This is a genomic window from Pseudomonas sp. MD330_10, assembly GCF_042610415.1.
In the GTDB taxonomy this organism is placed as follows: Bacteria; Pseudomonadota; Gammaproteobacteria; order Pseudomonadales; family Pseudomonadaceae; genus Aquipseudomonas; species Aquipseudomonas rhodesiae.
Map to the genome: position 1 here is coordinate 26551 of NZ_JBHGZU010000014.1, position 20140 is coordinate 46690.

The window sequence follows — 20140 nt, forward strand, 5'->3', positions numbered from 1 at the left end:
GGTCCTTATGGGTTCATATATTGCTGGTCAGGCTCATCAGCGGCAGCATGATCGCCAGCATGATCACCGCCACCAGCACCGCCATGACCACGGTCAGCGACGGCACCAGCGCGGCCAGCAAGCGGTCGATGCCGCGCTTGGCTTCGACGTCGAACACATCGGCGACCTTAAGCAACATGCCGTCCAGGTCGCCGGCCTGTTCGCCGACTTCAATCATTTGCAGGGCCAAGTCCGGTAGCAGCGGCTCGGCGCCGAACGCACTGGCCAGGGTGCCGCCGCCCTTGACCGACTCGGCGGCCTGGGCCACCTGGGCTTGCAGGGCGCGGTTGGTGCAGACCTGCCGCGCAATCACCAATGCTTGCAGCAAGGCCACGCCGTTGCTGAGCAAGGTGCCGAGAGTGCGCGCCAGGCGTGCGGCTTCGACCCGTTGCAGCAACGGGCCGATAACGCGCAGGCCGAGCACGCGACGGTCATAGCGTTCGCGGCGCTGGGGGTCGCGCAGACGCGCGGCCAGGACCCAGACCGTTACGATCAGGCCGGCCAGCACGGCTAATCCATAGGCGCCGAGAAACTGCCCAAGGCCCAGAATCACTTCGGTGATCAGCGGGATCGGCACGCCAAGGTCTTTGAAAATCGGCACGAATTGCGGCACCACATAGGCCAGCAGCAGCGCCAGGGAACCGAGTACGCCGACCACCAGAAACGCCGGGTAGATCAGCGCGTTGATCACCTCGCCTCGCAGCAATTGGCTGCGTTCCAGGTAATCGCTGAGTTGACGCAGGGTGTTTTCCAGGGCCCCGCCCGCCTCGCCGGCGCGCACCATGCTCAGGTACAGCGGCGAGAACTGCCCGCCCTCTGCTTCCAGGGCTTTGGATAACGGCTGGCCGGCCTTGACCTGTTCGCGGATGCGCTCGATCAGCGCGCGGGTCTGCGGTTGGCCGGGTTGCTTGAGCAGAATGCCAAGGGCGCGCTCCAAGGGTTGCCCGGCGCCGAGCAACGTGGCCAGTTGCTGGGTGAAGCTGACCAGGGCGGCGCCGTTGAGCTGGCCACGGCCCAGGGCTTTATGCAGGCCACTGAGGCCCGCTGGCTCGACCTGCAGCACCAGCAGGCCGCGCTTTTGCAGCAGGGTCACGGCAGTGGGCTGATCCTTCGCGTCGAGGGTGCCGTTGTGCGGCGCACCCTGAGCATCGAGCGCGCGGTATTTGAACAGGCTCACGTGCCCTCCCCACGCGTGACGCGCAGCACTTCTTCCAGCGAGGTGATGCCGGCCAGCGCCTGGCGCAAGCCTTCTTCGTGCAGGGTACGCAGGCCGCTGCGGCGCGCCGCCTGTTCGAGGGTGGCAGCGTCGGCCTGGCGCATCAGCAGGCTGCGCAGTTCGTCATTCATCACCAGCAATTCGGTGATGGCGCTACGGCCGCGATAACCACCAGTGCCGGGGCGATAGAGCACAATCGGACGTCGGTCCGTCAGGCGATCCAAGCCATGTTCCGCGATCAATTCAGGCGGTGCTTCGAAGGCTACGCGCGTGGCCGGGTCCAGGCGGCGCACCAGGCGCTGGGCGAGGATGCCGTTGACCGTCGAGGCGATCAGGTAGCTCTCTACGCCCATATCCAGCAGGCGCGTGATACTCGCCGCCGCGCTGTTGGTGTGCAGGGTCGACAGCACCAGGTGCCCGGTCAACGACGATTGGATCGCGATGCGGCAGGTCTCCAGGTCGCGGATCTCACCGATCATGATCACGTCCGGGTCCTGACGCACGATAGAGCGCAACGCACCGGCAAAATCCAGGCCGATGGCGGGTTTGACCTGGATCTGGTTGATGCCTTCGAGTTGGTATTCCACCGGGTCTTCCACGGTGATGATCTTGCGTTCGGCGGTATTGAGCCGCGACAGCGCGGTGTACAACGTGGTGGTTTTGCCCGAGCCGGTCGGGCCGGTGACCAGCAGAATGCCGTGGGGCCGCTCCAGCACATCGAGAAAGGTTTGCAGGCGCTCGCCGTCGAAGCCCAGGCTCTGGAAGTCGAAGCGTACGGTCTGGCGGTCGAGCAAACGCATCACCACCGACTCGCCAAAACTGGTGGGCACCGTGGACACCCGCAGGTCCAGTTCCTTGCCCTGGATGCGCAGCATGATGCGCCCGTCCTGGGGCAGGCGGCGCTCGGCGATGTCCAGGCGTGCCATGATCTTTACTCGGGAAATCACCGCCGCCGACGAGCTGGATGGCGGCGCTTCGGCGTCATGCAGCACGCCATCGATGCGGTAGCGCACCTTGAGTTGGTTCTCGAACGGTTCGATATGGATGTCCGAGGCGCGCTGCTCGACGGCGCGTTGCAGGATCAGGTTGACCAACCGTATCACCGGCGCTTCGGAGGCCATGTCCTTGAGGTGTTCGATGTCTTCCAAGGCGCCGCCCTGCTCATCGAGGTTTTCGATCAAGGTGCCCATGGTCGAACGGCCCTGGCCGTAATAGCGCTCAATCAAGGTATCGACTTCGGTGCGCGGCCCCACCGCCAGCCACACCGGCACCCCGCAGGCATAGGCCAGGGCCTGGAAAGCGTAGCGTTGCGCCGGGTTGGCCGACAGCACCGTCAGCCCGCCTTCTTGCCACCCCACCGGCACCACTTGGTAATGACGCATAAAGCGCTCGGTCAACACCGGTAACGGATCAAGCAGCGCGGGCGCGGCCTCGGCCAACAGCAGCGGCGCGCCGAGCAATTGGGCCCAGGCGCGCGCCAGTTCGACTTCGGAAACCAGCCCCAGACGCGTAAGCAGGCCGAGCAATTCGTCGTCGGCGGACGCCTGGGCCAGACGGCGAGCGCGCTCCAGATCGACGGTTTTCAGGCCGGCGTGCCGCATCAGCCAGGCGCAGACCTGGTCGGTCTCCGGGAGGGGGGTCTGGCAGGCATCGATGGGCGTTGAAGGGTTGGACATGGGTGACGGTCTGAGGGGCTATGTGAGGGACTATGTTCAACAGGCCTGTGGGAATGGCGCTTGCCATCTCCCACAGGCGATCGGTTTTCCCGTTAGTTCGAGGTTTTCGGCGCGGCCTGGTGGCTGCTGTTCAGTGGGCGACCGCCCTTGGTGGTTTCGGCCTTTTGTTTCTTGGCGGCTTTGGCATCGTGGGTCTGGGTCAGCACCGTGGAATCGGCAGCGCCAGACTGGGCATCTGCATCGGTGGAGTCGGCGGCCATGGCCGCGCCACTCAATGCAACGCCCAGCACAATACCGGCACCCAACAGGGAAACTTTCATAAATATTCTCCAGATAAAAAACAGCGTTCGGCTCAAGTGGCGCCTTGACTAAGTTCAAGACCCTACACCAAAGCAGGAAGTGTTACAGCCTGTATGAAACATGGCACTTTAGAACTATCGGGCAACGCCATTAGTTCGCCATGACTGCATATATTTTCTTAAACCAATCGACTTGTAGGTTTAGCGTAAGTTCCAAAACGTAAGGAATTATTTCTTATTTTTCGCAAAAATTAGCTTTTATTTGACTTATAAGCGCAAGAATTGCCTTAATTGTGACGTTTTTGCGATTCAAAATGCCATGGCGTGATATCGCATAGACACCATCCACAAGAATAATCAATACAATTTCCAACTAATACGTCCGCGAATTTCGCCAAGTAGTTGCAATTAGCCATCGGCTAAAAATTGCGATCAGGGGCAACTATTGCCTTTGAAAAAGTGATGAGCGCGCAGCAAACCCTGTTGTTTAACGCGCCTATTGATTGAACTGTTGTTGTCGGAGAGACCCATGAGTAAACGCAAAAAGATCGGGGCGCAGTCGGCGCTCGCCCTGCTGGCCCTGGCCGTGTCCCAAGTGCATGCGGGCACCAGCCCGGCGCTGGACGAGGGCCGAATGAGCCGCGCGGAAAAAGCGGCGGATAAAACCCTGGCGAAGATGACCATGGAGGAAAAACTTGCCTACATCGGTGGTATCGGTGGCTGGGACGTTAAACCCCTGAGCCAGTACGGCATTCCACAGATCCACGGCGCCGACGGTGGCGTGGGCGTGCGCTACACCAGCGAAGGCAATGCCCAGGGCGTGGTGTACCCGTCGGGCCCGAACCTGGCAGCCAGCTGGAACCCGCGCCGCGCCATCGACTTGGGCCGGGCGCTGGGTTATGACACCGCCAGCGGCGGCTATCAGTTCGTCACCGGCCCCGGTGTGAACCTGTACCGCATGCCGTACAGCGGCCGTGCGTTCGAGTACCTGTCCGGTGAAGACCCGTTCCTCGGCGCCAGCCTGGGTCCTGCGTTGATCAACGGTATCCAGTCCCGTGGCGTGTGGGCCAATGCCAAGCATTTCGCCGCCAACGATCAGGAAAGCAACCGCTTCCACCTCAATGAAATCATCAGCGAACGCGTGCTGCGCGAGATGACGTTGCCGCCGTTCGAATCCGCGTCCAAGAACAGCAAAGTTGCGATGATGATGTGCGCCTTCCAGAAAGTGAACGGCGAGTTCGCCTGCCAGAACAAGCACCTGATGCACGACATTCTGAAAACCGAATGGGGCTATCCGGGCTTTGTGCAGAGCGACTACAACGCCGTGGTCGATGGCTTGCCCGCAGCCCAGGCCGGCACCGATCTGGACATGATGGGCTACCAGATGAACAGCACGGTGCTCAAGCCGTACCTGGACAGCGGCGAGCTGAGCAGCGCGACCATTGATGACAAAGTGCGGCGCATCCTCAAGCAGATCTACCTGTACAAGTTCGACAGCAAGGCGCCGTTGACCAGCCACAACATGAACAGCGCCACCAGCAATCGCGTGGCGCTGAATGCCGCGCGCGAAGGCATTGTGCTGCTCAAGAACCAGAACAACCTGCTGCCGCTGGATGCCAAGAAGGTCAAGCGCATCGCCGTGGTCGGCAGCCTCGCCAAGTACGCGCCGCCCACCGGTTTCGGCAGTGCCAACGTAATGGCAGCCAACTACATCAGCGAGCTGAGCGGCCTGCAGCAATTGGCGCCAGGCGCCAAGGTGGAGTTTATCGACGGCCTGTCCCTGGACCCGGCCACCTCGACCTGGACCCACGCTGACAGCGACGGCAACCCCGTCAAGGGCCTGAAGACCGAGTTCTTCAGCAACGCCAACTGGTCCGGCGACCCGGCCGCGCGCCGCACCGACCAGCATGTCGACCTGGACTGGTCCACCGACAGCCTGCCGGTCAATGGCGACACCGCCGCCACATCCATCCGCTACAGCGGCCAGATTACCCCGACAGTCAGCGGCGAGCAGGTGTTCAAGGTGCGCGCCGACGGTGCGGTGCGCCTGTACGTGAACGGCCAGAAAGTCCTCGATAACGGCGACGGCAAGCCGCTGCCCAACAACAGCATCCCGCCGACCATTCCGGTGTTTGCCAAGGTCAAGCTGGAGGCCGGCAAACCGGTCAACATCAAGCTGGAATACTCGCGTCGCAATGGCTACCTCTCGACCATGGGCGGCCTGGTGGGCGTGCAAATGAGCTGGGCTTCGTTGGTGGCGCCGAAGGACCTGGCCAACTACGACGCGGTACTGGTCGCGGCCGGTAACAGCAACGAGTACGAAGGCGAAGGCTTCGACCACAGCTTCGATCTACCGGAATATCAGAACCTGCTGATCCAGAGCATCGCCAAGGTCAACCCGAACACCGTCGTCACCCTGCACGGCGGCACCGGGTTGAAGATGAGCGACTGGGTCGATCAAGTGCCGGCCGCGCTGCATGCGTTCTACCCTGGGCAGAACGGTGGCCAGGCGTTGGCGGAGATCCTGCTGGGCAAGGTCAACCCGTCGGCCAAACTGCCGATCAGCATCGAACGCAATATCGAAGACAACCCGATCTACGCGACCTTCCCCAAGTTCGACAACCAGGAAACCCTGGACGAGATGAGCTACAAAGACGACCTGTTCCTGGGTTATCGCGGCTACGAGAAAAAGGGCATCAAACCGCTCTACCCGTTCGGCTACGGCTTGTCGTACACCACGTTCGGGTACAGCAATATCAGCGTCACCCCTGGGGTGGCGGTGGCCGGTGCGCCGATCAAAGTCTCGTTCGACCTGGCCAACACCGGCAAGGTGGGCGGCGCCGAAGTGGCGCAATTGTATGTGGGGCAGAACAACCCGAAAGTCGAACGCGCGCTGAAGGAACTCAAGGGCTACAAAAAAGTGTTCCTCAAGCCGGGCGAAAGCAAGCGCGTCACCATCGAGCTCAATGACCGCTCGCTGGCCTACTACGACGTGGCGAGCAAGCACTGGGTGGTGGACGCCGACAGTTTCACCCTGTCGGTGGGCGCGTCGTCCCAGGACATTCGCCTGAACGCCAAGCTGGTCAACCCGTTCCGCCAGGAACTGTCGACCGGCACCAGCAACCCGCTGCCACGTTCGGCGCTGAACTCGACGTTGCGTGAATCGACGGTCAAGACCGGCGGCGTGCTGCATCAAAACCAAGGCGACAGCGGCACCAGCGACGGTGATGGCTATGACATGAGTGATGACAGCAGCCAGGGCAGCGCTGCAGGTAACTGATCCAGCGCGGTCGAGTGTGGCTGGGCTTGCGCCCTCTCACACTTGACCCGCGTTCGGCTCAGGTTCTGATGGCCGCTTCGACCCGCGCAAGGTAGGTATCGAAGCGCGCCACCAGGTCCACCCGCTCGGGAAACCGCAGCCACTGGATCTGCAGGCCATCCATCATGGCCAGGATTTCTTCAACCAGCCCAGGGATGTCCACATCGCTGCGCACTTCTCCCGCCGCCACCAGATCGGCGAACTGTCCCTGCAAACGTCGTTGGATCCCCTCATAGCGTTGCTGGAACCAGGCCCAGGCCGGCTGTGCATCGAGCAGGCTTTCGGCATTGAGAATGGTGAACGCGCGCACTACCCCCGGCGCATTGGCGTTCGCGGCATTGATCGCCCGCAGGCTGCCGAGCAACCCGCACAGCGTCTTCTCGGCGCGCACTTGATCGGCGATCCGCTGATTAATTTCGTCACGCCGTTGCAGCACGCCCATCAGCAACGAGATCTTGCTGGGATAGTGATGCAGCAACCCCGCCACCGAGAGACCGGCAACCGCCGCCACCCGCGCCACGGACGCGCCGCTGTAACCTTCGCGGGAAAACACCTGCAAGGCCGCGTCCAGCAGCTCTTCGCGGCGTTTTTCACCTTTGGGGGCGCGACGGGTTTTAGGAGCGGGATCGGTCATGGGGGCATCCTGGGGGGGTAGGTATGCACCCTATCCAAAATGCCCATGAGCCGCAAATGGTGCGTCTTACCACACCGCGATATGCCCATCCGCCCGCGGCTCGGTGCCGCCGCATAACACCCCGCTGTGTGGGTCGCGCAGGATGATCTGCCCGCGCCCGTAATCGGTGAGGTCGCTGGCGATCTGCACCTGGTGGCCGCGCCGCGCCAGGGCATTGGCCAACTCGCGAGAAGCGCCGTGCTCGACGCCGACGTTCATATCGCCCAACCATTGCCAGCGCGGTGCATCCAGCGCGGCCTGGGGGTTGAGGCCGAAGTCCACCAGATTCATCACCATCTGCACGTGCCCCTGGGGCTGCATGTAACCGCCCATCACGCCGAATGGGCCGAGGGCCTGGCCGTTCTGGGTGAGGAAGCCGGGGATGATGGTGTGGAAGGTTTTCTTGCCGGGAGCCAGGCGGTTGGCGTGGGTGGCGTCGAGGCTGAACTCCTGGCCACGGTTCTGCAGGGCGATGCCGCTGTCGGGCAGTACCACGCCGGAGCCGAAGCCGTGGTAGTTGCTCTGGATGAACGAGACCATGTTGCCTTCGGCGTCGGCGGTGGCCAGGTACACCGTGCCGCTGGCGTGCGGGTCGCCTGGTTTGGGCGGTTGCGCCTGCTCGCCGATCTGCGCGCGGCGACGGCTGCTGTAGCGGTCGCTGAGCAGGTCGTCCACCGCCATGCGCATGTGCAGCGGGTCGGTGATGTAATGCAGGCCGTCGCTGTAGGCCAGCTTCATGGCTTCAAGCTGACGATGCCAGGTCTGTGGGCTGTCGCGGTGATCGAAGTGGAAACCTTCGAGGATTTTCAGCGCCATCAGCGCGACCAGTCCCTGGCCGCTGGGGGGGATCTCCCAGACGTCGACGCCGCGATAGTTAATGTGGATCGGCTCCACCCATTGGGCGCGGTAATCCTTGAGATCGCTGGCGCGCAGGTAACCGCCAGTGGCGCGGGCATGCGCGTCCAGGCGCTCGGCCAGGGCGCCGCGATACAGGCTTTCGCAGCGCGTGACGGCCAGTTCCTCCAACGTGCGGGCCTGGGCCGGATTGCGGAATATCTCGCCGGTTTTGGGGGCGCGCCAATCGATGAGGAAAGTGTCGAACCAGGCATCGAGCACCGGGTCGCGATGGGGGCTGAATTCGTTTACGGCCAGTTGCCATTGATGGGCAACCACCGGCGACACTGGAAAACCATCCCGTGCCAAGCGGATGGCCGGTTGCAGCAGCGCAGCGAAGGGCAACTTGCCGAAGCGTTGCGACAGCTCCGCCCAGGCCGACGGGCAGCCAGGCACTGTCACCGGCGTCCAACCGTACAGCGGCATACGCTCGTAGCCGGCTGCCTTGACCGCCTCGATACTCAACGCTGCCGGCGCATGGCCGTTGCCGTTCAGACCGTGCAGTTGGCCTTTGCACCAGACCAGCGCAAACGCATCACCCCCCAGGCCGCAGCCGGTGGGTTCAACTACGGTGAGCGCCGCCGCCGTGGCGATGGCGGCATCGATGGCATTGCCGCCCTGCTGCATGACTTCAATACCGGCCTGAGCGGCCAGGGGCTGGGACGCGGCTACCATGCCGCGATGGGCGAACACACTTTGACGTTGCGACGGATAGGGGTACTCATGGGCAGAGAATTTCAACATGGCAAAGGCTCTTGAATACGGGGGGTTGGCGTGCGTTCAGAGCACGCGACTGAGAAACGCTCGGGTACGCGGGTGGCTGGGATGGCTGAAGATCTGTTCCGGTGGCCCTTGCTCAATCAGTTCGCCCTGATCGAGCACCACCACGCGATCAGCCACCTCACGGGCAAAGCCCATTTCATGGGTCACCACCACCATGGTCATGCCCTCCTCGGCCAGTTCTTTCATCACTTGCAGCACTTCGCCGACGGTTTCCGGGTCAAGGGCGCTGGTGGGTTCGTCGAACAGCATGGCCTGGGGTTTCATTGCCAGCGCGCGGGCAATCGCTACCCGTTGCTGCTGGCCCCCGGAGAGCATCGACGGGTAGTGGCTGGCCTTGTCCGCCAGGCCCACCCGCGCAAGCAAACCGCGCGCCTGTTCCAACGCTTCGGCACGCGGGGTGCCCAGCACCTGGATCGGCGCCTCGATGATATTTTCCAGCGCGGTCATATGGGGGAACAGGTTGAACCGCTGGAACACCATGCCGATGTCGCGGCGCTGACGGGCGATGTTGCGCTCCGAATCGCGCACCAGGCTGCCGTCGCTGCGTTCGCGGTAGCCCATGGCGCGGCCGTTGACGCGGATGCGCCCGCCCTGGATGTCCTCCAGCAGGTTGATGCAGCGGATAAACGTGGTCTTGCCGGAACCGGAGGCGCCGATCAGCACCACCACTTCGCCGCGCCGCACTTGCAGGGAGATGCCTTTGAGGATCTGCAGCGCGCCGAACGATTTGTGGATATCCAGCGCCTCAATGATCAGTTCTTCACTTTGATGCGCCATGGTTAACGTCCCCTCAGCAGTTTCAGGGTACTGCGACCGAACATGCGGCTGGCTGCCGGCGGCGGTGCAGACGGCCGGTCGGACTGGCTGAAGCGCACTTCAAGCCAGCGCTGGAAAAAGCCCCACAGCGTGGTCAGCGTAAGGAAGTACAACGCGACCACCAAGTACAACTCGAACACGCGGAACGTCGCCGAGGTGATCATCTGAGTGCTGAGCAGCAGCTCCTGCACGCCGATCACGCTGACCAAGGTGGTGTTCTTGAGCATCACGTTGAACTCATTGCCCAGGGGCGGCACGATCACGCGAAACGCCTGGGGCAGCACAATGCGCCGCATCAACTTGGCGAAGCCCATGCCCAGGGAACGTCCGGCTTCGTATTGGCCCTTGTCTACCGCACCGATACCGGCGCGGATGATTTCGGCCATGTACGCGCCTTCGTTCAGGCCCAGGGCAATGATCGCCGCCTGGATATTGCCGGGGACGATCAAGCCGAACAGCTCGATGTCCTCGAAGCGGAAAATCCCGCCCGCCGCCAATGCGGTGTACAGAAACACGATCTGCACCAGTAACGGCGTGCCGCGCATCAGCCACACATAAAAGCGTACCGGCAGGTGCAGCAACGGGTTGCCGGACAGCCGCAACAACGCCGCCGCCAGGCCCAGCACACACCCCAGCGCCATGGCCAGCACACTGATCAGGCAGGTCAGCCACAGCCCGGTGAGGTACACCCCGCTGGGCTGCAATAGGTACTGCCAGAACACATCCCAATTGAAGTTCATCGCGGCGGACCTCAGTCGAGTGTGTCGCTGCTGACATGCCACTTGTTCAGTAACTGCACATAGCTGCCATCGCTGCGCATATCGCTGATCACCTGCTGCACGGCGGCCGTCAGTTGTGGGTCATCCTTGCGCATGCCCAGGCCGGTGAGGATGCGGCTGAACGCAGGCACGCCCTCCTGAAACAGGTCCGGGGCCATCGCCGCGTAATAACCGGCGGTTTCCACGGTGGTGCCATAGGCGTCCACCTGGCTGATGCGCAGGGCCTGAAAGGCGTCGGTGTCGGTGTTGTACACCACCAGTTTCATCGGTGGCTTGCCGGCCTTGGTCAGGCTGTCGTTCTGCGTGTCCAGCAGGGTTTTGATGGTGGAGCCGTTGAGCACAGCAACTTTGTGCGCGGACAAGTCGTCCAGCGTCTTGATGCCCTTGGGATTGCCCTTGGGCACCACCACCGATTGGCTGGAATACATGTAGTTGACGATGTCGATCACTTGCCGCCGCTCGGGCTTGTCGAACAGCTGATCAACGATCATGTCGCATTGCTGGGCCAGTAACGCCGGCACCAGCCCCGAGAACGGAACCACCTTCCACTGCACCTGCTTGTCGCCCAGGCGCTTAGCGATTTCCAAGCCCAGGTCCACGGTAAGCCCCCGGGGTTTCTGAGACTCATCGAAGGAGACCAGGGGCGGTGAATCCATGCCTGAGCAATAAGTGAGTTTGTCGACGTTGCGCAATCGCTCCGGCACCTGGGGCGCGGCAACGGCCCATTGCGTGCACAGACCGAGGGAGACAGCCACCAGCAAGGCGCGGTGTTTATGCATGACCAGACACTCCAGTTCGTGGAAAAACGGGGCAGGACTCAACGTCAAAACACAGTGGATCTTATTGTTCTGTTTGCAGGAATTGGATCAGGGCCGGCACGGTGCCTTCGATGTGCTCACGCACCACGGCCTCGGCGCGCGCGGCATCGCCGGCACGAATCGCCTCCAGGATCACCGAGTGCTCCTGACGCGCGCTTAGGGGTTTTTCGCCGTGCTGCAGCCACAGCCGCATCGGCGCTTCGACCAGGGAATACAACGCCGAAATCTGCTTCATCAAACGCGGCCTGCCGCTGAGGCTGCACAGGTATTCGTGGAAGGCGCGGTGTCGGCTGACCCACTCGGCGCTCTCATCGCGGTAGTCATCCATTTCATCCAGCAGACGCTCCAGCGCCGCCAACTGACGCTCGCCGATGCGGCCTACCGCCACGCGTACCGCCAGCCCTTCCAGGGCGCTGCGCATCTCGAAGACTTCGTGCAACTCATCAATGTCCAGGCCACTGACAACCGCGCCACGGTTGGGACGCAAAGTCACCAGCCCTTGGGCATCCAGACGGCGAAACGCTTCGCGCACCGGCATACGGCTCATGCCGATCTCGCTGGCGATGTCTTCGGCGATCAGGCGATCGCCCTTGCGCAAGCGACCGCCGCAGATGGCGTCGAGCAGGAAGTTGTAAGCCTCCTCCTCGGCGGTCAGCGGCTGACGGTCAACGTAAGCGGGAGCAAATTGCATCAGCGTCACCTTTTGTATTTTTGTATCCAATTATCCACGGATACAAACACAGCAGGATATGTGCCAGATGCACTAGGCAATGTTTAAGAGACTGATTTTGCAGGAAACAGCGGCAAGCCCCGTCGGTTAACAAGGGCTGCCGTGTGTGGAGGTGTGCTACCAAATGGCTCACAGATGGCACCGATTGTGAGCAGAACAGTGCCAGTAACACGCTGGGGATGAGCGCTCGGTCAGGCAGTCCGACCGCGCTCACCCCCTTTTGCCAACCCGTTGCAGCCCGCGCCGGGCGTTAAAAGTCGACGGTAGCCGACAGCAGATACGTCCGCGGTGTCGACAGGGTCAGCCCCGGCTCGCTGTCATCCGAAGCGCCTGCCGAGCTCCAGTAGCGTTTGTCGGCGACGTTCTCCACGTTGGCGCGCAGGGTGATGTGTTTGTCGTCCACCTTGAATGCGTAACGGGCGCCGACGTCGATGCGGTTCCAGGCGTCGATTTCCTTGACGTTGGACTGGTCCAGGTACTGGGAACTGGAGTGGATGCCGCGGGTAGTCAGAGTCAGGCCTTCGAGGGTCGGTACGTCCCATTCGGCACCGAGGTTGACGTTGTACTTGGGCGTGGCCGGCGCACGGTTGCCGTCGAAGGTGCCGTTAGTGGTGTTTTTCAGTTCGCTGTCGATATACATCACGCCGCCCAGCAGGCGAACGCCCTTGAGCGGCTCGCCGAACACACTCAGCTCCACCCCGTCGTTCTGGCGCTTGCCATTGGGACCGAACACGCGGGTGGTGGCGTTGGTCTCGTAGGCCGGCTGCTTGATGCGAAACACGGCGGCGGTCACCGCGAATGCACCGGCGTCGTACTTGGCGCCCACTTCCACTTGGCGGCTGATGAACGGCGCGAAGATTTGATCTTCGTTGACCGAGGTGGATGGCGCGATCTTGCCCTGGCTCAGGCCTTCCATGTAGTTGGCATACAGCGACAGTTTGTCGGTGGCTTTGAACAACAGACCGCCCGAGGGCGAGATTTTTTCTTCGTCGTAGGCGGTGTCGCCTTTAACGCCATTGCTCCAGTCGTCGACCTTGACCCGCTGCCAGCGCGCACCGAGGGTGAGCAACAGGCGATCGTCGAAAAAGCCCAGGGTGTCGGACAACGCCAGGCCGCTGAACTTGTTTTCGGTGTAGACCTTGGCGTCCTGGCGCGTAGGCGTCGAAGGTGTCGGCGTTTGCACCGGGTCGTACAGGTTGCTCGATGCCTCTGCATAGCGCGCGCCGCCGTTGGTGAAATCCATATAGAAGTAGCTGGCCGCCAGGTTGACCTCGTGGCTCACCGGCCCGGTGTGGAACCAGTTGCGCACGCCAGCGGTGGCGGTGCGTACATTTTCATCGCGGGTGAAGTCCCGAGGCTGCACTTTGAACGCACCGGCCGCGTTGGTGACGGACACCGCGTGGCGCAGGAAGTCGTGGCTGCTTTTGCGCACGCCGACGCCGCCATAGAGCATCACGTTATCGCTCAGATCGAACTCGCCGTTGAACGTGCCGAACGTGTCGTTGGTGCGTGCCTTGCTCCAGGATTGCGCATAGTTGCGGCGCACATCGCTGGCCCGGGGCACCGGCGCGGCGGCGGCGACTTGCACGCGCTCTTGGGGCGCGTCGGTGTCGCGTTCGGTGTGGCCGATATCGGTGGAGAGGCGCAGGCGCTCGCCACGGAAGTCCAGACCGAGCACGGCCATTTCACGGTCGACGCTTTGGTGATCCCACTCGGTATCACCGGACTGCTTCACGCCGTTGAAGCGCAGGCCGAACTGGTTATCCTCGCCAAAGCGCCGGCCCACATCCACCGCGCCGCCGGCCTGGCTGTCGGAGGCCCAGGTGCCGGTGAATGAGGTGATGTCCTTGTCGATGGCGCGCTTGGGCACCACATTGATACCGCCGCCCACACTGCCTCGCGGCGAGATGCCGTTGATCAACTGGGTCGGCCCCTTGAGGATGTCGACGCGGTCGGCCATTTCCATATCGATGCTGTAGGTCGGCAGTACGCCGTACAGACCGTTGTAAGCCACATCGCTGTTGAACAGGCTGAAGCCACGGATGGTGAATTGCTCATAGCGCCCACCGGCCGGGTTGGTGGCGCGCACCGAGGGGTCGTTGGCTATGAGGTCGCCCAAGGTGCGCGCCTGCTGGTTTTTTACGGTGTCCTGGGTGTAGGTGGTGATGCTGAAGGGCGTCTCCATAAAGTCGCGGGTGCCCAGCAAGCCCTGGGAGCCACGTCGCGCCACCTGGCCGCCGGCATAGCTGTCGCCGTCATACAGGCCGGTGGTGCCGAGGATGGAGGTGGGCGCCAGTTCAAGGCTGCTGCCATCCGGCTGGGGCACCAGCATGTAGGCCTGCTCGCCCATGGGTTGCAGTTGCAGGCCGGAGCCTTGCAGCAGGCGCGCAAAGCCCTCTTCCACACCATACTCGCCGGTCAGGCCTTGGCTGCTGCGCCCGCTGACCAACGCCGGGTCCACCGACAAATTAACCCCCGCCAGCCCGGCAAACCGGGTCAACGCCGCGCTCAGGCTGCCGGCCGGCACCTGGTAGCTGCGGCGCGGCGCGCTGTCTTCGGCATAACTGACGGGGACGAACAACGGGCTGGTACTCAGGCTCAGCAGCAAACTCAGTTTCAGCAACGGGCGCAAGCGCAAGGGGCGGACGACGGGCATTGGGGAAGCTCTCGATTATGTTCACTTGCCTGGAATGACAGGCGAGGTGAAAAAAAGGGACAGGCTCCACCCCTATTTTTTGTCGATGGCTATGCGCGCTATGAAAAGGATCAGGCGGAAAATCCGCGGTGAACATGCCTCATCGCCAATATTTTTTCTTCGCCTAACAGCCTTCGCGTCAGCAGCGGATCTCAAAGCCGCCGCCAGCAGTTTATGAGCCAACCTACTGCTCTGCCTCCACAACGACAGCATCGTCGGAGCGCATCTCGCTAAAGCAGCCGACGCGATGTATCAAGCCACACCAAGCAGTGGAGACACCTGCCGTTTCAGTCGAGTACGCCGGCTAGCCGATCAGGGTTGTACAGGGTACAGGGGACGCTTTGATTGGCTTCCATTGCCGTTGCGTAGCGCATGGGTGTGAGCACGGGTGGGAGTCGTGGGATATTTTTTGGGCATGAAAAAGCCCAACCTGGGTAGATTGGGCTAAGTCATTGAAAGATATGGTCGGGACGGAGTGATTCGAACACTCGACCCCTAGCACCCCATGCTAGTGCGCTACCGGACTGCGCTACGCCCCGACTAGGCGTGTTACTGGGTTCGCTTCGCAACGAAGCGATCAGGAATATACCGCAAGCTTTTGAAATGTGGAAGTATTTTAAAAGCCGGATTTACTTCTTCAAAACCACCAGCACATCTTCGAGTTCGGAGATCATCTGGCGGATCAGTTGTTTGTACTGAGTGGTGTCGTCCTTGGCTTCATCACCGGACATGCGCTGACGCGCACCACTGATGGTGAACCCTTGGTCGTACAGCAACGCGCGGATCTGTCGGATCATCAGCACATCCTGGCGCTGATAATACCGACGGTTCCCGGTGCGTTTGACGGGGTTGAGTTGAGGAAACTCCTGCTCCCAATAGCGCAGCACGTGCGGCTTTACCGCACACAGCTCGCTGACTTCACCAATGGTGAAGTAGCGCTTGCCTGGGATGACGGGTAGTTCGTCGTTATGACTTGGTTCCAGCATAAGCCTCAACTCGGGCCTTCAACTTCTGCCCTGGACGAAAGGTGACCACACGGCGAGCCGTGATCGGGATTTCTTCTCCCGTTTTTGGATTGCGGCCAGGCCGCTGGCGTTTGTCCCGCAGGTCAAAATTGCCGAAACCAGACAATTTGACCTGTTCGTTGTCTTCCAGAGCATGGCGGATCTCTTCAAAAAACAGCTCGACCAATTCCTTGGCCTCGCGCTTGTTAAGACCCAGCTCTTCGTACAGACGTTCCGCCATCTCAGCTTTCGTCAAAGCCCCCATACGTCACTTCCTTAACGTGGCGTTTAACCTTTGTTCAAGCGAGGTGAGGATATTTTGTGTCGTGGTATTCACCTCATCGTCATTAAGAGTGCGCGATGGATGCTGCCAGGTCAAGCCGACTGCGAGGCTTTTTCTATGCGGATCAATACCTTTACCCTGATAGACGTCAAATAGCCTGAGGTCCGTCAGCCATTCCCCTGCATTTTCACGGATTACATCCAGAACGGCAGTAGCGGCGACATCGCGATCGGCGATCAGCGCCAAGTCTCGGCGCACTTCAGGGAAACGCGACAACTCGCTGAATTTGGGCATCTTGCCAGTCGCCACTTCAGCCAACACCAGCTCGAATACAAATACCGGGCGATCAAGGCCGAGAGTTTTCGACAGTTCCGGGTGAATAGCGCCGACGAAACCGACCAAACGTCCCTCACGCTCGATGCGCGCAGTCTGGCCCGGATGCAGCGCCGGGTGGCTACCCGGAACAAAGGTGAACGCGTCCAACGCACCGGCAAAGCCCAGCACGGCTTCTACGTCAGCCTTAACGTCGAAGAAGTCCACTGCTTCGCGGCCTTGGGCCCAGCCCTCCGGCAACCGGCTGCCACAGACCACACCGGCCAGCATCGGCTCTTGCTTCAAGCCATCCAACTGCCCTACAAAACGTAGGCCACTTTCGAACAGGCGCACGCGATCTTGTTGGCGGTTCAGGTTGTGAGAAAGCGCTTTCACCAAGCCTGGCCACAGAGACGAACGCATGGCGGCCATATCGTTGGAGATCGGGTTGGCCAGCAACAGCGGCTCGACGCCTGGATTGAACAGTTCAAACTGCTTTGGATCGATGAAACTGTAGGTCACCGCTTCTTGGTAACCACGAGCAACCAGCAGACGACGCAGCTCAGGCAAGTGCGCACGCGCCTCAGCCTTGGGCTGAGGAGCAAGACGAGCCTGCGGGTAACGGACCGGCAAACGGTTATAACCGTACAGGCGCGCCAGTTCTTCGATCAGGTCGACTTCAAGGCTGATATCGAAGCGATGGCTTGGCACTTCTACCTGCCACTGCCCTTCCCCGCCCGTAGCAATGCCAAGGCCGAGGGCTGACAACAACTGCTCGATTTCAGCAGGATCGATCACCAGGCCAAGCATCTGCTCAACGCTTTTAGCGCGCAGGGTAATCGGCGCCACACTTGGCAGATGCTCTTCGCTGACAGTTTCGGTGATTGGGCCGGCTTCACCGCCGGTAATCTCCAACAGCAGGCCAGTGGCGCGCTCCATGGCTTCACGGGCCAGCTTCCAGTCCACACCGCGCTCGTAGCGGTGCGAAGCATCGGTGTGCAAGCCGTAGGAGCGAGCTTTACCAGCAATGGCGATCTGATCGAAGAACGCACTTTCCAGGAATACGTCGCGGGTGGTCGCGGACACGCCGCTGTGCTCGCCACCCATCACGCCCGCAATCGCCAGGGCGCGAGAGTGGTCGGCGATGACCAGTGTATCGGCACGCAGGGCCACTTCCTGGCCGTCGAGCAGTACCAGCTTTTCGCCTTCTTCGGCCATGCGCACACGAATGCCGCCGTTGATTTCGGCGAGATCAAATGCGTGCAACGGCTGGCCCAGCTCCAGCATCACGTAGTTGGTGATATCGACGGCAGCGTCGATGCTACGGACATCAGCGCGACGCAGACGCTCGACCATCCACAACGGGGTAGGCTTGGACAGGTCGACATTCCGGATCACACGACCCAGATAACGTGGGCAAGCATTCGGTGCCAGCACTTCGATCGGGCGCACTTCGTCATGCACCGCAGGCACGGCAGCCACTACGGGTCGAGTGACCGGCACGTTGTACAGAGCCCCGACTTCACGGGCCAGACCGGCGAGGGACAGGCAGTCGCCGCGATTCGGGGTCAGATCGACCTCGATGCTGGCATCCTCCAGCTCCAGGTAGACGCGTATGTCCTGACCCACCGGCGCATCGGCCGGCAGCTCCATCAAACCATCGTTACCTTCACCCACCTGCAGTTCCGCCTGGGAACACAGCATGCCGTTGGACTCGACCCCGCGCAGTTTGGCCTTCTTGATTTTGAAGTCGCCTGGCAACTCGGCGCCGATCATGGCGAAAGGAATCTTCAGGCCCGGGCGCACATTGGGCGCTCCGCACACGACCTGAAAGGTTTCCGCGCCGTTGCTCACTTGGCACACACGCAATTTGTCAGCATCCGGGTGCTGCTCGGTGCTCAGCACCTCGCCCACTACCACGCCACTGAAAACACCGGCGGCCGGCGTAACGCTATCGACCTCAAGGCCGGCCATCGACAAACGAGCAACCAGCTCGTCGCGATCTACCTGCGGGCTTACCCAGCCACGCAGCCATTGTTCACTGAATTTCATCCTGCTCTCCTAAAGATTCGTTACGACTAGCGAAATTGCGCGAGGAATCGCAAGTCGTTGTCGAAGAACAGACGCAAGTCGTTCACCCCGTAACGCAGCATAGCCAGGCGCTCTACGCCCATGCCGAAGGCAAAGCCCGAGAACTCTTCCGGGTCGATCCCGGACATGCGCAACACATTCGGGTGAACCATGCCGCAGCCCATGACTTCCAGCCAGCCGGTCTGCTTGCACACGCGGCAGCCTTTACCGCTGCACATCACGCACTCCATGTCGACCTCAGCGGACGGCTCGGTGAACGGGAAGAACGAGGGACGGAAACGCACCGCCAGCTCTTTCTCGAAGAACACCCGCAGGAATTCTTCGATCGTGCCTTTAAGGTCGGCGAAGTTGATATCGCGATCTACCAGCAGGCCTTCGACCTGATGGAACATCGGCGAGTGGGTAATATCGGAGTCGCTGCGGTACACACGGCCTGGGCAGACGATGCGGATCGGCGGCTTGTTCGCTTCCATGGTGCGGACCTGTACCGGCGAGGTGTGGGTGCGCAGCAGCATATTGGCGTTGAAATAGAAGGTGTCATGCATCGACCGGGCCGGGTGGTGGCCTGGGATGTTGAGTGCTTCGAAGTTGTGATAGTCATCTTCGACCTCAGGGCCTTCGGCAATGCCGTAGCCAATATGGGTGAAGAACTGTTCGATACGTTCCAGAGTCCGTGTGATCGGATGCAGACCGCCCGAGGCCTGACCACGGCCAGGCAAGGTGACGTCAATGGATTCGGCGGCGAGCTTGGCCGCAAGATCGGCCTCCTCGAGCGACGCCTTACGCGCATTGAGAACCTCTGTGACACGCTCCTTGGCGACGTTGATCAGCGCACCGACTTGCGGACGCTCTTCAGCCGGCAAATTTCCCAGGGTCTTCATCACCTGAGTCAATTCACCCTTTTTGCCAAGGTAGTGAACCCGGATTTGCTCCAGGGCATTGATATCTTCAGCGCTTTGCACAGCCTCGAGAGCTTGAGCGACGAGCGCGTCCAGGTTTTCCATGTACAGACTCCAGATACGAAATAGGGGAAGAGCTTTAAGGCTCTTCCCCTATTTATGACGTTTAACACCTTGGGCTGCAGGAGCAGCCCGCGGTGACTGTCGGGGGTACTTAAGCCAAGGTGGCTTTAGCTTTCTCGACAATCGCAGCAAACGCCGCTTTTTCGTTCACTGCCAGATCAGCCAGAACCTTACGGTCGATCTCGATGGACGCTTTTTTCAGGCCAGCGATGAAACGGCTGTAGGACAGACCGTTAACACGAGCACCAGCGTTGATACGAGCGATCCACAGAGCGCGGAACTGACGTTTTTTCTGACGACGGTCACGGTAGGCGTATTGGCCTGCCTTGATTACCGCTTGCTTGGCAACACGGAATACGCGTGAACGCGCGCCGTAGTAGCCTTTAGCAAGTTTCAGAATTTTTTTGTGACGTTTACGGGCAATGACGCCACGCTTTACACGAGCCATGAGTTACTTCCTCTATTCTTGATCCAAAAATTAACGAAGGCGCAGCATGCGCTCGACTTTTGCCACGTCAGACGGATGCAGCAAGCTGCTACCGCGCAGTTGACGCTTACGCTTGGTCGACATTTTGGTCAGGATGTGGCTCTTGAAAGCGTGCTTGTGCTTGATACCGTTAGCAGTTTTCAGAAACCGCTTAGCAGCACCACTTTTAGTCTTCATCTTTGGCATGTTCGGATACTCCGCATT

Annotated in this window: 17 protein-coding genes and 1 tRNA gene; 1 reads left to right on the forward strand and 17 read right to left on the reverse strand. The window is 61.1% G+C overall.

What is annotated here, in order from left to right; genetic code table 11:
- Positions 1–13: 13 nt before the first annotated feature.
- From gspF to ACFZPT_RS19800, 3 genes are all read right to left on the reverse strand, one after another.
- Positions 14–1216 carry a type II secretion system inner membrane protein GspF gene (gspF, locus tag ACFZPT_RS19790; RefSeq protein ID WP_034111056.1) on the reverse strand — a complete coding sequence of 401 codons (1203 nt, stop codon included), beginning with the start codon at positions 1214–1216 and terminating at the stop codon, positions 14–16.
- Positions 1213–2931: a type II secretion system ATPase GspE gene (gspE, locus tag ACFZPT_RS19795; protein WP_034111058.1), complete on the reverse strand. Its 1719-nt coding sequence runs from the start codon at positions 2929–2931 to the stop codon at positions 1213–1215. The genes gspF and gspE overlap by 4 nt, the downstream gene beginning before the upstream one ends.
- A gap of 92 nt (positions 2932–3023) precedes the next feature.
- Positions 3024–3251 (reverse strand): hypothetical protein, encoded by a 228-nt coding sequence (locus ACFZPT_RS19800; protein ID WP_034099010.1) that lies wholly within the window; start codon positions 3249–3251, stop codon positions 3024–3026.
- 508 nt (positions 3252–3759) lie between these two features.
- On the opposite strand from ACFZPT_RS19800, the gene ACFZPT_RS19805 reads away from it, so the two are divergent.
- A complete protein-coding gene (locus tag ACFZPT_RS19805; protein WP_034111060.1) occupies positions 3760–6510 on the forward strand; it encodes a glycoside hydrolase family 3 C-terminal domain-containing protein in 2751 nt (916 codons plus the stop codon).
- Between the two features lie 58 nt (positions 6511–6568).
- On the opposite strand, the gene ACFZPT_RS19810 is transcribed toward ACFZPT_RS19805, so the two are convergent.
- The 14 genes from ACFZPT_RS19810 to rpmI all read right to left on the reverse strand — a co-directional run bounded on the left by ACFZPT_RS19810 (position 6569) and on the right by rpmI (position 20122).
- Complete coding sequence (locus ACFZPT_RS19810) at positions 6569–7183, reverse strand: TetR/AcrR family transcriptional regulator (protein WP_034099013.1); 615 nt, start codon at positions 7181–7183, stop codon at positions 6569–6571.
- A gap of 66 nt (positions 7184–7249) precedes the next feature.
- Positions 7250–8860 (reverse strand): gamma-glutamyltransferase family protein, encoded by a 1611-nt coding sequence (locus tag ACFZPT_RS19815; RefSeq protein WP_379555600.1) that lies wholly within the window; start codon positions 8858–8860, stop codon positions 7250–7252.
- 36 nt (positions 8861–8896) lie between these two features.
- A complete protein-coding gene (locus ACFZPT_RS19820; RefSeq protein ID WP_034099017.1) occupies positions 8897–9676 on the reverse strand; it encodes an amino acid ABC transporter ATP-binding protein in 780 nt (259 codons plus the stop codon).
- Between the two features lie 2 nt (positions 9677–9678).
- The gene (locus ACFZPT_RS19825; RefSeq protein WP_034099019.1) at positions 9679–10455 is read right to left on the reverse strand and encodes an amino acid ABC transporter permease; all 777 of its coding nucleotides are present in this window, start codon (positions 10453–10455) and stop codon (positions 9679–9681) included.
- Positions 10456–10466: 11 nt separating this feature from the next.
- Positions 10467–11273 carry an ABC transporter substrate-binding protein gene (locus tag ACFZPT_RS19830; protein WP_034111065.1) on the reverse strand — a complete coding sequence of 269 codons (807 nt, stop codon included), beginning with the start codon at positions 11271–11273 and terminating at the stop codon, positions 10467–10469.
- A 61-nt stretch (positions 11274–11334) separates the two neighbouring features.
- Positions 11335–12003, reverse strand: coding sequence for a GntR family transcriptional regulator (locus ACFZPT_RS19835; protein ID WP_034099029.1), 669 nt, complete (start codon positions 12001–12003; stop codon positions 11335–11337).
- Between the two features lie 289 nt (positions 12004–12292).
- Positions 12293–14698, reverse strand: a complete 2406-nt coding sequence (locus ACFZPT_RS19840; protein ID WP_034111067.1) for a TonB-dependent receptor — start codon at positions 14696–14698, stop codon at positions 12293–12295.
- 501 nt (positions 14699–15199) lie between these two features.
- Positions 15200–15276, reverse strand: a tRNA-Pro gene (locus ACFZPT_RS19845).
- A 90-nt stretch (positions 15277–15366) separates the two neighbouring features.
- Positions 15367–15723 carry a MerR family transcriptional regulator gene (locus tag ACFZPT_RS19850; RefSeq protein ID WP_003174972.1) on the reverse strand — a complete coding sequence of 119 codons (357 nt, stop codon included), beginning with the start codon at positions 15721–15723 and terminating at the stop codon, positions 15367–15369.
- Complete coding sequence (gene ihfA / locus ACFZPT_RS19855) at positions 15704–16006, reverse strand: integration host factor subunit alpha (protein ID WP_002553164.1); 303 nt, start codon at positions 16004–16006, stop codon at positions 15704–15706. The genes ACFZPT_RS19850 and ihfA overlap by 20 nt, the downstream gene beginning before the upstream one ends.
- 3 nt (positions 16007–16009) lie before the next feature.
- Entirely contained in the window at positions 16010–18388 is a 2379-nt protein-coding gene (gene pheT / locus ACFZPT_RS19860; protein ID WP_034114411.1) for a phenylalanine--tRNA ligase subunit beta, read from the reverse strand.
- 26 nt (positions 18389–18414) lie between these two features.
- Positions 18415–19431 (reverse strand): phenylalanine--tRNA ligase subunit alpha, encoded by a 1017-nt coding sequence (gene pheS, locus ACFZPT_RS19865; protein ID WP_034099107.1) that lies wholly within the window; start codon positions 19429–19431, stop codon positions 18415–18417.
- Between the two features lie 109 nt (positions 19432–19540).
- On the reverse strand, positions 19541–19897 hold the full coding sequence (gene rplT / locus ACFZPT_RS19870) for a 50S ribosomal protein L20 (RefSeq protein ID WP_002553161.1): 357 nt from the start codon (positions 19895–19897) through the stop codon (positions 19541–19543).
- Between the two features lie 30 nt (positions 19898–19927).
- A complete protein-coding gene (gene rpmI, locus ACFZPT_RS19875) occupies positions 19928–20122 on the reverse strand; it encodes a 50S ribosomal protein L35 (protein WP_002553160.1) in 195 nt (64 codons plus the stop codon).
- Positions 20123–20140 lie beyond the last annotated feature (18 nt).

Bases quoted from the DNA above. Each gene is read 5' to 3' on its own strand.
- rplT (WP_002553161.1), bottom strand. From the start codon at position 19,897: ATGGCTCGTGTAAAGCGTGGCGTCATTGCCCGTAAACGTCACAAAAAA.
- rpmI (WP_002553160.1), bottom strand. From the start codon at position 20,122: ATGCCAAAGATGAAGACTAAAAGTGGTGCTGCTAAGCGGTTTCTGAAA.
- ACFZPT_RS19835 (WP_034099029.1), bottom strand. From the start codon at position 12,003: ATGCAATTTGCTCCCGCTTACGTTGACCGTCAGCCGCTGACCGCCGAG.
- ihfA (WP_002553164.1), bottom strand. From the start codon at position 16,006: ATGGGGGCTTTGACGAAAGCTGAGATGGCGGAACGTCTGTACGAAGAG.
- ACFZPT_RS19840 (WP_034111067.1), bottom strand. From the start codon at position 14,698: ATGCCCGTCGTCCGCCCCTTGCGCTTGCGCCCGTTGCTGAAACTGAGT.
- ACFZPT_RS19815 (WP_379555600.1), bottom strand. From the start codon at position 8,860: ATGTTGAAATTCTCTGCCCATGAGTACCCCTATCCGTCGCAACGTCAA.
- ACFZPT_RS19850 (WP_003174972.1), bottom strand. From the start codon at position 15,723: ATGCTGGAACCAAGTCATAACGACGAACTACCCGTCATCCCAGGCAAG.
- ACFZPT_RS19820 (WP_034099017.1), bottom strand. From the start codon at position 9,676: ATGGCGCATCAAAGTGAAGAACTGATCATTGAGGCGCTGGATATCCAC.
- pheT (WP_034114411.1), bottom strand. From the start codon at position 18,388: ATGAAATTCAGTGAACAATGGCTGCGTGGCTGGGTAAGCCCGCAGGTA.
- ACFZPT_RS19810 (WP_034099013.1), bottom strand. From the start codon at position 7,183: ATGACCGATCCCGCTCCTAAAACCCGTCGCGCCCCCAAAGGTGAAAAA.
- pheS (WP_034099107.1), bottom strand. From the start codon at position 19,431: ATGGAAAACCTGGACGCGCTCGTCGCTCAAGCTCTCGAGGCTGTGCAA.
- ACFZPT_RS19825 (WP_034099019.1), bottom strand. From the start codon at position 10,455: ATGAACTTCAATTGGGATGTGTTCTGGCAGTACCTATTGCAGCCCAGC.
- ACFZPT_RS19800 (WP_034099010.1), bottom strand. From the start codon at position 3,251: ATGAAAGTTTCCCTGTTGGGTGCCGGTATTGTGCTGGGCGTTGCATTG.
- gspE (WP_034111058.1), bottom strand. From the start codon at position 2,931: ATGTCCAACCCTTCAACGCCCATCGATGCCTGCCAGACCCCCCTCCCG.
- ACFZPT_RS19830 (WP_034111065.1), bottom strand. From the start codon at position 11,273: ATGCATAAACACCGCGCCTTGCTGGTGGCTGTCTCCCTCGGTCTGTGC.
- ACFZPT_RS19805 (WP_034111060.1), top strand. From the start codon at position 3,760: ATGAGTAAACGCAAAAAGATCGGGGCGCAGTCGGCGCTCGCCCTGCTG.